Raw genomic sequence first — 14053 nt, forward strand, 5'->3', positions numbered from 1 at the left:
GGGTCACGCTCCCTTCCGGCGCCGCGTGCGGTCCCGCAGCCCGTCGCCGATCAGGTTCACCCCGACCACGAGCAGGGCGATGACCAGGCCGGGCAGGGTCACCAGCCACCACGAGGTGGTGATGTAGGCCTGTCCGTCGGAGATGATCCGTCCCCAGGTCGCGAACGGCCGCTGCGGGCCCGCGCCGAGGTAACTCAGCGCGCTCTCCAGCAGTACGGCCTGGGCGAGCAGCAGCAGCACCACCAGGCCGGCCGGGCGTACGACGTTGGGGATGACGTGCCGCGCCAGGACCTGGCGGCCGCGCAGTCCGAGGACGCGGGCGGCGGCGACGTACGGTTTCTCCCGCTCGACCAGCACCAGCGAACGCGTCAGCCGGGCCACCTCCGGCCACTGGGCGCAGGCGATCACAACGGTGATGACGGTGACCGAGGGCCCGAACAGGGCGACGACGAGGAGGAGCATCATCAGCAGGGGCAGCGCGAGCTGGGCCTCCAGGAAGCGGGAGACGACCGCGTCGGCCCAGCCGCCGAAGAACCCGGCCGCCGATCCGGCCACGATGCCGATCAGCCCGGAGACGGCGACGGCGAGGACACCGACCGTCAGGGAGACCTGGCCGCCGTGCAGGATGCGGGAGAGCAGATCGCGGCCGAGTTGGTCGGTGCCGAGGAGATGGTCCGCGCTCAGCGGCGGCAGTCGGCGCCGGGACAGGTCCTGGCCGTCCGGGTCGGGCAGCGGCAGCAGGCTCGCGAGGGCGACGGGCAGGACGACGAGGGCCGTGCACACGGCACCGGCCCACAGTTTGAAGCGGGCGCCGCGTTGCTGCCGGGTGGCGGTGGCGCGGGCGAGGTCGCGCGCGGTGACGGCGCTGGGCCGCCCGGGCTTGAGTGCCGTGGTGGTCATGCTCAGGCCGCCTTTCCGAGACGTACCCGTGGGTCGAGCAGCGGGTAGGCGAGGTCGACGATGAGTTGGACGAGGATCGCGAGGGTGGCGGTCACCACCACCGTCGCCTGGATCAGCGGGTAGTCGCGGGTGGCCAGGGCGCGGACGACGAGCGAGCCGACGCCGGGCCAGCCGAAGACGACCTCCACGACCACGACACCGTTCAGCAGGGCCGCGAAGCGCGTGCCCAGTGCGGTGAGCAGCGGAACGGCCGAGTTGCGCAGTCCGTAGCGCCAGGCCAGGGCCCGTTCGGAGACTCCGCGGGAGCGGGCCACGGTGGTGTACGGGGCGGCCAGCGCGACCGTCATCTCACGGCGTACCAGCCGGGAGACCAGGGCGAGTTGGAGGATCGCCACGGTGACCGTCGGCAGGACCAGACCGCTCCAGGAGGTGAATCCGGAGGCGGGCAGCACCGGGACCAGTACGGCGAAGACGGTCAGCAGCATCACGCCGGTCCAGAAGTCGGGCATCGACTGGCCGGCGATGGTCAGCACATTGGCGCCCAACTCCCGTTTGGTGTCGGCCCGCCTGGCCATCCACACACCCAGCGGTACCGCGATCACGGTGGTGACGGCGATCGCGGAGACCGCGAGGGTGATGGTGTACGGCATCCGGTCCATGACCACGTCGAAGGCCGGGGCGCGGAAGGAGTAGCTGGTGCCGAGGTCCCCGGTGAACAGGTCCCGCAGGAAGATCCCGTACTGGGTGATCAGCGGTCCGTCGAGGCCGAACTGCGCGCGGATGCGCTGGAGGTCGGCACTGCTCGCGGTGGGCGGGGCGTAGGCGGCGGCCGGGTCGCCGGGGGCGAGGCGGACCAGCAGGAAGACCGTGGTGAGGGTGAGGAAGACGGTGAGCAGGCTCTGGCCGATACGCCGGGCGAGATAGGCGGCCATGACTCAGCCCTCCAGCCGTACGGTGGACAGGTCGTAGGCGTTGAGCCTCAGCAGGTTCAGGTCGTGCACCCGGTCACGGCGGGCCAGCAGGGTCTTGGGGGCGAACGCCCACAGGCTGGGCCAGGTGTCCCAGATCGCGTGCTGTACGGCGGCCAGTTGCCTGTCGCGCTCCCGGGCGTCGGCTTCCGTGGCGGCGGCAGACAGCTGCCGCTGGACGCGCGGGACGACATAGCCCATGTAGGTGTCGCGGGTGCGTTCCTTCTCGGCCGTGCCGCCGTACATGCCCTGGAGGGAGGTGAGGGCCTGGCCTGTGGTGCCGGGGTAGCCGTTGCCGATGACGTCCCAGTCGCCCGCGCGCCCCTGACGCCATTTCAGGATGTCGCCGCCGGGCTGGAACTGCTGGAGGCGGACGCGGACGCCGATGTCCTGGAGCATGCCGGCCACGGCCTCCATGACCGAGGCGTCACCGGCGAACTCCCCCGATTCCCAGATGATTCTGACGCGCAGGTCCGTGGCGCCGAGCGACTTCAGCAGGGACTTCGCGCGGCGGGGGTCGTAGGTGTACGAGCCGGTGCGCACGGCGCCCTCGATGGCGAGCGGCACCACGCCACGGGCCTGTTCGGCGGAGTCGGTGAGGACGTCGCGGACCAGCGACTCGCCGTCGACGGCGTAGGTGAGGGCGTGGCGGACGCGGGCGTCGGCGAGCGGGTGCCCCCGGCCTTTGCGGAAGTTGTAGAACAGCTGGCAGATGCGGACACCGGAGGTCTTCTGGACGGTGACGCCGGGCAGGCCGGTGAGCTGCTCGGCGGAGTCGGGGGTGATCGTGTCGATGACGTCCAACTCGCCGCTGCGAAGGGCGATCACCCTGCTGGACTCCTCGGGCACGAAGCGGACCCGGACGGTGTCCAGGTGCGGACGCGGGCCCCAGTAACGGGTGTTGCGGGCCAGGGTGTACTCGCCGGCGCCGCTGTCGGCCCGGACGACGCGGTACGGGCCCGAGCCCACACCGCTCTGCAGTTCCTCGGGTTTGTTGGCGGCGGCCGGGGTGATGTGGATGTTGGCCATCAGCCGGTCCAGGACGGGCACGGGCCGTTCGGTACGCAGGAGGAAGGTGCGCTCGTCCACCGGCTCCACGGCGGGCAGTTCGGGGAACAGGCCCAGCAGGAAGGAGCCGTTGACCTTGCTGTACATCTCCAGCGCGGTCGTCACGTCCTCGATGGTGACCGGGCTGCCGTCGGAGTAGCGGACGCCGTCGCGCAGCCGGACCGTCCAGGCGGTGGGACCGGTCATCTCGAAGCGGTCGGCGAGGATCGGTTCCGGCCGCATTCCGGGGCCGATGCGGGTGAGGGCCTGCCGTACCGCGCGCTGGACGGTGACCGCCGCGTCGAACTGGTTGAGCTTGTTGTCCAGGCTGACCAGGGAGCGGTTCAGTCCCAGGGTGAGCGTGCCGGGACCGGGGGCGCCGGTGGGTCCGGCGCAGGCGGACAGGGGGCCGAGGGCGATGCCCGCCGCGCCGAGGGCGCACCCGCGTAACAGGGTGCGACGGCCCAACCGTTCGCTTTCGGGGAGTGCTCTCTGGGGAGTTGGGGTCATCGTCGACCTTCTCGCGTTCCGGTGCGACCGGGTCCTGCCGTCCTCGTTCCCTCCCGTCGGAAGGGACGGTCCGGCCGTCGGGCCGGCCCGGTCGGGGGATCCGGGCCGGCGGGCGACGAACAGGGTGTCGCGCCGAAGAAGTTGGCACGATTGCGCGAAGTGCGCAAGAGGTCTCGCGCGAATCACGCAAGACGTGTCATCATCGATGACGGACGACCAACGGGGATGCCCCGAGGAGGTACCCGTGTCCCTGATCAGCCGCAGCGATCGCACACCACGCCGCGTACTCGCCCTGGCGGACGACCTGTCCGGGGCGGCGGAGACGGCGGCTGCCCTCCGCCTGCCCGGCCGCATCCTGCTGCGTCCCGCCCATGACGCGCGGCCCGCCTTCGGCGAGGCGGTGGTGCTCGACCTGGACAGCCGGCGGCTGCCGCCCCGGGCGGCGGCGTACGCGGTGCGGTCCGCGGTGTGCGCCGGCGGGGACGGCGTGGTGCTCTTCAAGAAGGCCGACTCTCTGTTACGGGGCAACGTCGCCGCCGAGACCGCCGCGTACGCGGCGAGCGCCGAGGGAGTGGTGATCGCGCCGGCGGTGCCCGCCCTCGGCCGCACCGTGCGCGACGGCGTCGTCCATCTGCGGGGTGTCCCGCTGCACGCCACGGAGGCCTGGCGCGCGGAGCCGCGCACCGCGCCGGGGTCGATCGCCGGGGCCCTCGGCGATCTGCCGACCGCGCCGGTGCCCCTCTCCGACGTACGCGGCGCGCTCACCGACCGCCTGCGGGAACTGCTCGCCCGGGGACGCCATCCGGTGTGCGACGCGGAGACCGACGCGGACCTCGACGCCATCACCCGCGCCGCGCTCGAACTCGGCCCCGACGTACGGCTGCTGGGAGCGGGCGGACTCGCGGCGGCACTCGGGCGGTGGGCCGGGCGGGTGGACGCCTTCTCCGACTGCTGCGGTGTCATGGCGGACCGGTCCACCCTGCGTTCCGGGCGGATCCGTTCGGCGATGGCGGCCCAGCGGAGCCGGTCCGCCGTTGGCGCCGAGGCCGACCGGTGGGGCGCCGATGGCGGGGCGGACCGCCCGCCGGCCGGTGCCGCGGTCGAGCCGCCGTGCGGCTGTGCCGCTGTGCACCAGCCGTCCGGACGTCCGGTGGCGGACCGGCCGGTGCTGGTCGTCGTCGGTACCGCCGAACCCACCGCAGCTGCGCAGATCGCGCAGCTCGTTGCCTTCGGCGCGCACCACATACCGCTGCCCGCACGCCATCTCACCCGTCGGTGCCCGGTTCCGGCCGACACCCTCGCCCAGTTGCTGCTCGTACTCGAACGGCCCGGCGTCACCGTCGTCAGCATCGCCTCCGGCACCCCGGTCGACCCCGCCGCCGCCGGCTCCCTGGTGGCCGGACTCGCCCGTACGGTGGCCGAAGTCGCCTACGACACCGATCTCGTGCTGACCGGCGGGGAGACCGCGCGCCGTGTGCTGGACGCGCTCGGTGTCACCCGGCTCGAGCCCGTCGGGCAGATCCACCATGGCGCCGTCCACTCCCGAACGCCCGACGGCCGCTCCGTGGTCACCCGTCCGGGCAGCCACGGCGAAACCGACTCCCTTCTGCGCATCACGCGCGCGCTGCGCCCCGACCCGGAACGCGTACCCGCGCACGTGCCCGCGCCCGTGCCTCTCGTGCCATCCATCCCTGGAGGAGAAGCCCTGTGAACGCAGCTCCCACCGCAACCCCCGCCGAGCAGTCCGGCTCCAACGGCCGTGTGCTCCCGGTCATCGCGGTGACCATGGGCGACGGCGCCGGCATCGGGCCGGAGGTCATCGTCCCGGCGCTGCTCCACCCCGAAACACTGCGCGACTGCCGCCCGGTGGTCGTGGGCGACGCCGAACGGCTGCGCCAGGCGGCCCGCATCCTCGGTGTCGACTGCACGGTCGTCGCGGTCGCGGACCCGGCCCGGGCGGAGTTCTCCCCGGGCCGCATCAATGTCATCGACCTCGGTCTGCTCCCCGCCGATCTGCCGTGGGGCGAGTTGTCGGCCAGGGCGGGTGATGCCGCGTACCACTACATACGCGTCGCCGCGGACCTCGCGCTCCGCGGCGACGTGCACGGAATCTGCACCGCACCCCTGAACAAGGAGGCCCTGCACGCGGCCGGCCACCGCTTTCCCGGCCACACCGAACTCCTCGCCCACCTCACCGGGGTCGACGAGGTGTCGATGATGCTGTCCACCCCCAAGGTGAAGGTCATTCATGTCACCACCCACGTCGGGTTGCTCGACGCCGTCCAGCGGATCGAGCCCGGGCTCGTCGAGCGCACCGTGCGCCGGGGGCACGAGGCGATGGTCCGCGCGGGAGTGGCGGACCCGGTGATCGGGGTCTGCGGTATCAACCCGCACGCCGGCGAGAACGGCCTGTTCGGCTACGGCGAGGAGGAGGCGAAGATCGTCCCGGCTCTGCGCGCGTTGCGTGCCGACGGCATCGACGCCCGGGGCCCGCTCCCCGCCGACACCGCGTTCTTCCTCGCCTCACGCGGCGACTACGACCTGATCGTGGCGATGTACCACGACCAGGGGCACGGTCCGGTGAAGGTCCTCGGCATCGAGACTGGGGTCAATCTGACGGTGGGACTGCCGGTGATCCGTACGTCGGTGGATCACGGCACTGCGTTCGACATCGCAGGTACGGGGCGTGCCGACGCCGGTAGCATGGTCGAGGCCCTGCGCCAGGCCGCCGAGATGTCGACCGCTCCGGCCGTCCGTTGACCCCCGTGACCATCCGTGATCACCTGTGTTCGTCAGGCCGTAGGCAGGGCAGGCCGGCATGACACGAGACACCAGAGGACAGAAGACTGATGTCTGCGATCGGATCGAAGGCCCGGCGTGACCGGATCGTCCACCTCGCCACGACCACGGGTCTGGCGAGCGTCGAAGAACTCTCCCAGCTGTTCGGCGTGACGGCCTCCACCATCCGTCGTGATCTGGCGAAACTCACCACGGACGGACGGCTCGCGCGCACCTACGGCGGTGCGATGGCGCTGGCGGCGCATCCCGAGGCGTCGCTGCGGCAGCGCACGGGTGAGGCGTTCGAGGCCAAACAGGCCATCGCCCGCTGGGCCGCCAGGCAGGTGCGGCCGGGTGAGACGCTGCTGCTGGACGCGGGCTCCACGGTGGGAGCGCTCGCCCACGAACTGCGCACCGCGAAGGACATCACGGTGGTCACCACCGGGCTGACGACGCTGCAGGCGCTCTCCGACGTGGAGTCCATCCACCTCGAGTGTCTCGGCGGTACGTTGCGCCCGCTGAGCCAGGGGTTCGTGGGGCCGCTGACCGAGGCGGCCCTGGAGAGGATGACGTTCGACCGGGTGTTCCTGGGCACGGACGGTATCGCCCCCGAACTCGGCATCTGCGAGGCCGACCTGCGGCAGACCCGGCTGAAGGAGCTGATGGCCCGGCGCTCGGAGCACGTGTACGTCCTCGCGCACGCGGGGAAGCTGGGCCGCCGGCCCTTTCACGCCTGGGCCTCCCTCGCGAAGGGCTGGACCCTGGTGACGGACGACTCCGCCGACCCGGGCGTCCTCGATGACCTGCGCGCCCGTGGGGTCACCACGATCCTGACGGAGCCGGAGCCACTCACGGTCGGCTGACGCACGCCCACGGTCGGCCGACGGACGCCGCCGGGCGCGGGATCAGCCTGCGGCGCGCCTGGCCGTCGCGCCCGCGATCGGCCGCAGGACGAGCATGAACGTCGGTGAGGGTGTCGGGGTGGTCGTGGCCCTGTAAGACGTCGTTTCAACTGGTGGGTTGTGAGCCAGTGTCCGACACGAGTTGAGCCAGCTGACGCAGGCGCTGGAAGTAGCGGAAGTCCTCTGCTTCGTTGAGTAACGGCAGGACCTGGCCTAGGTCTGCGATGCAGTCGCGCAAGATCCGGTGGCGCTCTGAGTCGAGAACGCCACCGTTGTTTTGCCAGGTGGAGACGCACCCGGCGATGCCGGCGTCAAGCAACACCATGTCGATGCCTGCCCGCTCGGCACCGCGCAGGCCGGCGGGGAAGGTCGCGCGCAGGTGTTCCTGCCACAAGCGGGCCACAACGGCTTCGTGTTCAGAAGGGCTGTTCACGCGACTCATCTTCGTGCAGTGACTGCGCTGCGGATGCTGCTCACCTGCCGCGTACAGGTTGCCGTCCTCGCTGCCGACATGGACCACTCCGTCAGCCGAGGCGCTCGCCTTCCTGTCCACGGACGACCGCTGGACCTCAGCTGATCAGTGCGGCCAGAGCCGTCTCACCCTGATCCCGGCAGTGAGTCACCGAGCAAGGTCAGCTCCTCCGTGCTCAGGTCGAGTTCGGTGGCCCGGGCCGAGTCGTGGACGGACTCCGGGCGGCTGGCCCCCGGCACCGGGATCACCGCCGGGGAACGGGCCAGCAGCCAGGCCAGGGCGACCGCTTGCGGGCTCACTCCCCGCTCGGCCGCGACGCGGTGGAAGGCCGTGCCGGAGGAGGTCGGTCCGGACGGGCCGTCGAGGGAGCTGCGGGAGATGCCGCCGAGCGGGCTCCACGGGAGAAAGGCCAGGCCGAGTTCCGTGCTGAGCCGCAACTCCGACTCGAAGTCGCGGACGGCGGGCGAGTACTGGTTCTGCACGGAGACGAGCCCGTCGCCGAGGATCGCGTGTGCCTCGCGGATCTGGTCGGTGGTCACGTTGGAGATGCCCGCCGCGCGGATCTTCCCGGCGTCGAGCAGGTCACGCAGCGCGCCGACGGAGTCGGCCCAGGGCACCGTCGGGTCGGGCTTGTGCAGCTGGTAGAGGCCGATCGCCTCGATGCCGAGTCGCCGCAAGGAGGCCTCGGCCGCGCTCTTGAGGTGTTCGGGGCTGCCGGTGACCGTCCAGCTGCCGTCGCCCGGCCGGCCCCGGCCGCCCTTGGTGGCGACGAGGACCCCGGAGGTGTCGCCTCCGTAGCGGGCCAGGGCGCGGGCGACGAGGAGTTCGTTGTGGCCCCTCTCGCCGGCGTGCCAGTGGTAGCTGTCGGCGGTGTCGATGAGCGTGACGCCCGCGTCGAGGGCGGCGTGCACGGTGGCGACGGCCCGGTCCTCGTCCGGGCGGCCCTCGATGGACAGCGGCATCGCGCCGAGACCGATGGCGCTGACGGTGGTGTCGGCGATGGTGCGGTAGCGCATGGTCGGCGGTTCCTCAGGTGGCCGGAAGGGTGGCGGGGACGGACTGGGCGAGGGCTTCGGCGATGGCGGCGGGCAGCCAGTCCGTCGTGCGGGAGAAACGGAAACCCAGGCTCGTCGCGCGGGCGTTGCTCATGGCGTAGTAGCGGTCGAAGGAGAAGGGCGAGGCCTCCTCCCCGTCGGCGACGGTCCGGTAGACCGGCTCGCGCCCGGTCCGCGCGGCGATCGCGCCGGCCAGCTCGCGCACGTCGAGCAGTCCGTCCGAGCAGGCGTTGACCGGGCCCGTGAAGTCGGTGGCGGTGGCCGCCCACAGCAGCACGTCGGCCAGCTCCCGGTGTTCGATGAACACCGTGGGCAGCACATCGGCGTGGACGGGGATCTCCGCGCCGCGCACGACGCGTTCGACGTAGTACGCCAGGCGTCGGGTGAACTCCTGCGCGCCACCGCCGAGGACATGGGCGCTGCGCACGGACGCGAACTCGAGGCGGCCGTCCCGGGCGAGGACTGCCTCCGCCTGGCGTTTGCCCTCGGCGTAGTGGGCTTCGCGGAACGCCTCGTCGCGCCAGGGCAGTTCCATCCGTACCGGCCACGCCCCGGGGTCGACGCTCTCCTCGGTCACGGGGACGCCGCGCCGGATCTCCGGCACGGCGGCGGTGGCCGGGTCGTACACCTCGATCGTGGAGGTCATGACGTAACGACGGGCGCGGTCGCCGAAGACCCGGGCGGCGACGGCGGCCTGCGCGGGGGTGTAGCAGACCTGGTCCACGACCACGTCGAAGCTGCGCGATCCGAGGGCGGTTGTGAGGGCGACGGCGTCGTCGCGGTCGGCGACGAGATGCTCGACGCCCGGGGGCGGCGGACTGGAACCCCGGTTGACGACGGTGACCCGGTGTCCGGCGGCGTGCAGACGTCGGACCAGGAGCTTTCCGAAGTACCGGCTGCCGCCGATGACGCAGATGGTTGGCATGGCTCCACTCTGACCACCTATCGTCTTCAGCAGAAGTGTCGGCTTGCTGCACACGTATTAAGGAAAACTGTTGATCGATCTCCAGCGGTTGCGGATACTGCGGGCCGTGGCGGAGCACGGCAGCTTCAACCGGGCGGCGACAGCCCTGCTCATCACACCGTCGGCCGTCTCGCAACAGGTGGCGGCGCTGGAACGGAGCCTCGGCAGCAAGGTCGTGGCGCGCAGCACCCGCGGGGTCACGCTGACCGAGGCCGGACGGATCATGGTAGAGGCAGCCGAGTCGGTCAACGCGGAGCTGGAGCACGCCAGACGGCAGGTCGAGCGGCTCGACACGGGCCGGACGAAGCTCACCGTCGCCACCTTCACCAGTGGTGGCCGGCTGCTGCTGCCCGCTGCATTCGCCCGGCTGACCGCCACGCACCCGGACACCGAACTCCATGTCGTGGAGGCCGAGCCGGAAGGCAGCCTGCCGCTGGTCCGGCAGGGTGTCGTGGACCTGGCGCTCGCCTACCACTTCGACGGCCCGCTGCCGGGTCGGACCGGCGAGAATCCCGGCGTGAGGTGGACGGCCCTGCTGGACGACCCGTTGTACGTGGTCCTGCCCGAAGGCCACCGACTGGCCGACCGCGACCGGGTGGGCCTCGCCGAACTCGCCGCCGAACCCTGGGTACTCGGCTGCCTCAAGACCGAGGCGTATCTGCGGCGTTACGCCGAACGCGCCGGGTTCGACCCGCTGGTGCGGGGCAGCACGACGGACTACTTCTTCGCGCGGTCGCTCGTCGCCGCGGGCGTCGGAGTCTCACTGATCCCGTCCATCGCACTCACCCCGGACCTGCCGGGCCTGCGCGCGGTGGCCATCGAGCCCCCGGGCCCGGCCCGGCACATCGGCGTCGCCACGCGCGGCGGCCGCCGCGATCCCCGGGTCGCGACGCTGGTGGAGGCCCTCGGCGCGCAGGAACTCGACGGCGAACCGAACATGCACCGGGGCCCGGGCCACGGCTGACGGTGGTCAACTCGTCAACCCGCCCTCGGGCGGCTCACGACGGCGTGAGATGGACCTGCACCGCGGGTGCGCAGCGGTCCACGATCTCCTCGATCCCGGCCGACCGTATCCTCGGGCCGCGGGCGATGCCGTACATCACGCCGAGGCCGAGCAGGGTGCTCACCGCCAGTTCCGCGCGCAGTGCGGCGTCGGGGCCGGTGAGGCGTGCGGTGAGGCGTGCGGTCACCTGGGTGCGGAAGTTGGTGCGCAGGGTGTCGCCCTGTTCGCCCTGGAGCGGGGCGAAGACGATGCGCAAGATCGGGTCCACGCCCCGCTCGCGCTGGCTTGTCACCACATGACGGACCATGTGCCGGCCGAGTTCCTCGAGCGGTGCGTCCAGCAGGGCGTCGGCGTCGGCCTCGAAGGACATCACGCGGGCGAAGAGCGCGTCCTTGTTGCCGAAGTACTTGAGGATCAACGGCGGGCTCACTCCGGCCCGTTCGGCCACGGCCTTGAGGGTGATGTCGGCGTGGGCATGCCGGGCCAGCAGGTGGCGGGCGGCTCGGAGGATCGCCGCCTTCGTCGTCTCGGCGTCGCGGCGCGCGGACGGGGTCGCGGCGGAGGGGGTGGGCTTGTCGGTCATGTTCCTTCGAGTTCCCTGTCCGGGTCGGACCGCTTCCGGGTCTCGCCCGCTTTCGCGGGCGCGTGGTCGCGGGGTATGGCGAGGGCCGCGGCGCAGGCCACCAGCGCCACGGAGCCCGCCATCGCGAACGCCAGTTGGTAGCCGTGCAGCGTCGGTACCGGCGCGCCGCCGACGAGACTGGTGTGGCGCACCAGGACCGCGGCGACGGCGGCGCTGCACACGGCCTGCCCGATGGTCCGCATCAGGACGTTGACGCCGTTCGCGGATGCGGTCTGCCCGGCCGGTACCGCGCGCAGGATCAGGGTGGGCAGGGCCGAGTAGGCGAGGGTGGTGCCCGTCGCGACGACCGCGGTGCCCAGGACGATGACCCACAGGTCACGGCTGTCGGCGATGCGCACGACGTATCCGAGGACGATGACGGCCGCGCCGAGGGCCAGCGTCACGCGCGGGCCGCGGGCCATCGACATACGGGCCGACAGCGGGGAGAACAACAGCATGGTCACTCCGCCGGGCAGCAGACACAGGCCGGTCGCCACGATGCTCAGCCCGAGGCCGTAGCCGGTCGCCGGGGGCGCCTGCACCAGCTGGGCGGTGAGGAGGGTGTTGGCGTAGAAGCCGAATCCGACGAGGAGGGCGGTCAGATGCGGCAACGCGATCCGGGGCCGAGTCGCGAGGCGCAGGTCGACCAGGGGCCGCGCGGCGCCCAGTTGCTGCCGCCACCACAGCGCGAGAACGACGGCGGCGCCGGCGAACAGGGCGAGGACGCGCGGGCTCGTCCAGCCCCACTGGCCGCCCTGCGACACGCCGAGCAGCAGAAACACCAGACCGGCGGCCAGGCCGAACGCGCCGAGGATGTCGAAGCGGCCGGGCTGTTTCACCGGGGACTCGCGTACCGCCCACCAGAGGAGAGCCAGGCCCAGGGCACCGAGCGCGCCGGTGGCCCAGAACATGGCGTGCCAGTCGGCGTACTGCACGATCAGCGCGGCGAGCGGCAGGCCCAGGGCGGCGCCGATGCCGACGGTGGAACTCATCAGGGCGACCGCCGATCCGGTGCGCTCCGGCGGGAGTTCGTCGCGCAGGATGCTGATCGACAGCGGTACGACGGCCGCCGAGGCGCCCTGCAGTGCCCTGGCCGCGATGAGCAGTCGGATGTCGGAGGTGAGGGCGCAGATCCCCGAGCCGACGGTCATCAACGCGAGCGCGATCAGCAGGACGCGCCGCTTTCCGTACATGTCCCCGGCCCGCCCGAGCACGGGAGTCAGCACCGCGCCGGTGAGCAGCGTGGCGGTCACCATCCAGGACACCGTGCCCGCGGAGGCGCCGGTCAGCCGCGGAAGGTCCGGCAGCAGCGGCACCACCACGGTCTGCGTGACGGCCATCACGATCCCGCCGAAGGCGAGCACCGGCACGGTCAGGCGTTGACGCGGACGCCCGCGCCGGCCGGACCCGGGTATCGGGGGGTCGGATGACGGCACGGACGCCATGGCCGCTCCAGAGGTCCGATTTTCAGGTGAATGACGATTCACCATACCTCAACTACGTGGTGAATCGTCATTCACCTACTTTCCGCTGCCGCTGCCGCTCCTGCCGCAGAACGCCTTTTCCAGCGTTCCGGCCAGGGTGTTCAGCACGGTGGCGTTGTTGGAGGTGTTGGCGACGGCGGTGAGGCTGCGCCGTCCGTCGGTCGAGGTGAAGGCGTACGTGTAATAGCCCTGGACGGCGCCGGTGTGCCCGTACACCGAGATGCCGCAGGACAGCCGGCGGCTGCGCAGCCCGAGACCGTAGGCCTGCGTGCTGCTCGTCTTCTTCCACTGCTTCATCTCCTTCAGCCGGGCGGCCGACATCAGGCGGCCGCCCGCCAGCGCGGAGTAGAAGGTGTTGAGGTCCTTGGGGCTGGAGATGACCGCGCCCGCGCTCTGTGCCCAGGACAGGGTCTGCCTGGTGGCGTCGACCGGTGCGGAGCCCGCCACGTCGGACCTGAGGTAGCCCTTGGCGTGCTTCCCCGGAATGGCGGTCTTCGGGTGCACGTAGAAGGTGTCGGCGAGCTTCAGCGGTTTGATGATGCGGGTGGCGTACTCCTGGGCGACGGTTCGCCCGGTGAGCTTCTCGATGAGCAGTCCGGCCACGACGAAGTTGGTGTTGGAGTACGCGAAGGCGGCGCCGGGCGCGTTGGTCCGCGGCTTCCTCAGTGAGAGGTTCACCAACTGCCGGTAGGTGAAGACCTTGTTCCGTACGGCCTCGAAGCCGCGCACGCTCTGCGCGAACATGTCGTTGGTGTAGTCGTACAGACCGCTGCGGTGGCTCAGCACATGACGGACCGTGATGCGCTGGTCGGGCAGCAGTCCGGGCAGGTAGGCGTTGACGGAGGCGTCGAGTCTCAGCTTGCCCCGGTCGACCAGTTGCAGCAGCACCACGGCGCTGAACGTCTTGGTGATACTGCCGGCCCGGAAGCGGTGGTCGGCGGTCATGGCGCGCCTGGTGGCCCTGTCGGCGACGCCGCCGTGCACGGTGGAGACCTTGCCGGTGTCGTCGATCCGCGCCATCACTCCCGGGGCTCCCCCGGCCAGTGCCTTGCGCAGCACCGTGCCGAGCCCGTCGAGGTCGGGCGCGGGCAGTTGCGCCGCGGGGGCGGCCGTGGTCCCGGGAACCACCGGCACTTTCGGAATCGCAGGCGCGGCCTGCGCCGGTACCGCGGACAGGGACAGCACCGCCGCCACTGTCGCACCGAGCGTCGTGCCCGCCCTGCCGGTGCCCACCGTTGTCGAGACCATCGGGTTCTCCTCCCGTGTACCGTCCGCGGTACGGGTGTTGAGCTTGCGTGCGGAGTCGTCCGCCGCGCACCGCACCGCGCGGCGGACGACTCTTCGCAGG

At 71.7% G+C, this 14053-nt stretch carries 13 protein-coding genes; 4 read left to right on the forward strand and 9 right to left on the reverse strand.

Annotated elements, in window-relative coordinates; genetic code table 11:
- Positions 1-3: 3 nt before the first annotated feature.
- Genes EF387_RS00400 through EF387_RS00410 form a run of 3 tightly spaced genes read right to left on the reverse strand, consistent with a single transcriptional unit; the run spans position 4 to position 3425 of the window.
- A complete protein-coding gene (locus EF387_RS00400; RefSeq protein WP_128374425.1) occupies positions 4-900 on the reverse strand; it encodes an ABC transporter permease in 897 nt (298 codons plus the stop codon).
- A 2-nt stretch (positions 901-902) separates the two neighbouring features.
- Entirely contained in the window at positions 903-1832 is a 930-nt protein-coding gene (locus EF387_RS00405; protein ID WP_128374426.1) for an ABC transporter permease, read from the reverse strand.
- Positions 1833-1835: 3 nt separating this feature from the next.
- Positions 1836-3425: an ABC transporter substrate-binding protein gene (locus EF387_RS00410; RefSeq protein WP_128374427.1), complete on the reverse strand. Its 1590-nt coding sequence runs from the start codon at positions 3423-3425 to the stop codon at positions 1836-1838.
- A 244-nt stretch (positions 3426-3669) separates the two neighbouring features.
- Between EF387_RS00410 and EF387_RS47905 the strand changes: the two genes are divergently transcribed.
- The 3 genes from EF387_RS47905 to EF387_RS00430 all read left to right on the forward strand — a co-directional run bounded on the left by EF387_RS47905 (position 3670) and on the right by EF387_RS00430 (position 7066).
- Positions 3670-5136, forward strand: a complete 1467-nt coding sequence (locus EF387_RS47905; protein ID WP_238431265.1) for a four-carbon acid sugar kinase family protein — start codon at positions 3670-3672, stop codon at positions 5134-5136.
- Complete coding sequence (gene pdxA, locus EF387_RS00425) at positions 5133-6185, forward strand: 4-hydroxythreonine-4-phosphate dehydrogenase PdxA (protein WP_238431266.1); 1053 nt, start codon at positions 5133-5135, stop codon at positions 6183-6185. The genes EF387_RS47905 and pdxA overlap by 4 nt, the downstream gene beginning before the upstream one ends.
- Positions 6186-6274: 89 nt before the next feature.
- Positions 6275-7066 carry a DeoR/GlpR family DNA-binding transcription regulator gene (locus EF387_RS00430; protein ID WP_128374428.1) on the forward strand — a complete coding sequence of 264 codons (792 nt, stop codon included), beginning with the start codon at positions 6275-6277 and terminating at the stop codon, positions 7064-7066.
- 145 nt (positions 7067-7211) lie between these two features.
- Here the strand turns inward: EF387_RS00430 and EF387_RS00435 are convergent, their stop codons facing one another.
- The 3 genes from EF387_RS00435 to EF387_RS00445 are packed head-to-tail and all read right to left on the reverse strand — an operon-like array spanning position 7212 to position 9557.
- Positions 7212-7658 carry a hypothetical protein gene (locus EF387_RS00435; protein ID WP_238431267.1) on the reverse strand — a complete coding sequence of 149 codons (447 nt, stop codon included), beginning with the start codon at positions 7656-7658 and terminating at the stop codon, positions 7212-7214.
- Positions 7659-7702: 44 nt separating this feature from the next.
- The gene (locus EF387_RS00440) at positions 7703-8593 is read right to left on the reverse strand and encodes an aldo/keto reductase (RefSeq protein WP_128374429.1); all 891 of its coding nucleotides are present in this window, start codon (positions 8591-8593) and stop codon (positions 7703-7705) included.
- A gap of 13 nt (positions 8594-8606) precedes the next feature.
- Positions 8607-9557: an NAD-dependent epimerase/dehydratase family protein gene (locus tag EF387_RS00445; protein ID WP_128374430.1), complete on the reverse strand. Its 951-nt coding sequence runs from the start codon at positions 9555-9557 to the stop codon at positions 8607-8609.
- A gap of 70 nt (positions 9558-9627) precedes the next feature.
- On the opposite strand from EF387_RS00445, the gene EF387_RS00450 reads away from it, so the two are divergent.
- Complete coding sequence (locus EF387_RS00450) at positions 9628-10560, forward strand: LysR family transcriptional regulator (RefSeq protein WP_128374431.1); 933 nt, start codon at positions 9628-9630, stop codon at positions 10558-10560.
- 34 nt (positions 10561-10594) lie between these two features.
- Here the strand turns inward: EF387_RS00450 and EF387_RS00455 are convergent, their stop codons facing one another.
- The 3 genes from EF387_RS00455 to EF387_RS00465 form a co-directional block, all read right to left on the reverse strand.
- The gene (locus tag EF387_RS00455) at positions 10595-11182 is read right to left on the reverse strand and encodes a TetR/AcrR family transcriptional regulator (protein WP_128374432.1); all 588 of its coding nucleotides are present in this window, start codon (positions 11180-11182) and stop codon (positions 10595-10597) included.
- On the reverse strand, positions 11179-12666 hold the full coding sequence (locus EF387_RS00460) for an MFS transporter (protein ID WP_128374433.1): 1488 nt from the start codon (positions 12664-12666) through the stop codon (positions 11179-11181). The genes EF387_RS00455 and EF387_RS00460 overlap by 4 nt, the downstream gene beginning before the upstream one ends.
- Positions 12667-12741: 75 nt before the next feature.
- On the reverse strand, positions 12742-13953 hold the full coding sequence (locus tag EF387_RS00465; RefSeq protein WP_128374434.1) for a serine hydrolase domain-containing protein: 1212 nt from the start codon (positions 13951-13953) through the stop codon (positions 12742-12744).
- Between the last annotated feature and the right edge of the window lie 100 nt (positions 13954-14053).

This window comes from Streptomyces cavernae, assembly GCF_004023625.1.
GTDB lineage: Bacteria > Actinomycetota > Actinomycetes > Streptomycetales > Streptomycetaceae > Streptomyces > Streptomyces cavernae.

Coding starts and splice junctions, on each gene's coding strand:
- EF387_RS00400 (WP_128374425.1), bottom strand. CDS start 900: ATGACCACCACGGCACTCAAGCCCGGGCGGCCCAGCGCCGTCACCGCG.
- EF387_RS00405 (WP_128374426.1), bottom strand. CDS start 1,832: ATGGCCGCCTATCTCGCCCGGCGTATCGGCCAGAGCCTGCTCACCGTC.
- EF387_RS00410 (WP_128374427.1), bottom strand. CDS start 3,425: ATGACCCCAACTCCCCAGAGAGCACTCCCCGAAAGCGAACGGTTGGGC.
- EF387_RS00430 (WP_128374428.1), top strand. CDS start 6,275: ATGTCTGCGATCGGATCGAAGGCCCGGCGTGACCGGATCGTCCACCTC.
- EF387_RS00440 (WP_128374429.1), bottom strand. CDS start 8,593: ATGCGCTACCGCACCATCGCCGACACCACCGTCAGCGCCATCGGTCTC.
- EF387_RS00445 (WP_128374430.1), bottom strand. CDS start 9,557: ATGCCAACCATCTGCGTCATCGGCGGCAGCCGGTACTTCGGAAAGCTC.
- EF387_RS00455 (WP_128374432.1), bottom strand. CDS start 11,182: ATGACCGACAAGCCCACCCCCTCCGCCGCGACCCCGTCCGCGCGCCGC.
- EF387_RS00460 (WP_128374433.1), bottom strand. CDS start 12,666: ATGGCGTCCGTGCCGTCATCCGACCCCCCGATACCCGGGTCCGGCCGG.
- EF387_RS00465 (WP_128374434.1), bottom strand. CDS start 13,953: ATGGTCTCGACAACGGTGGGCACCGGCAGGGCGGGCACGACGCTCGGT.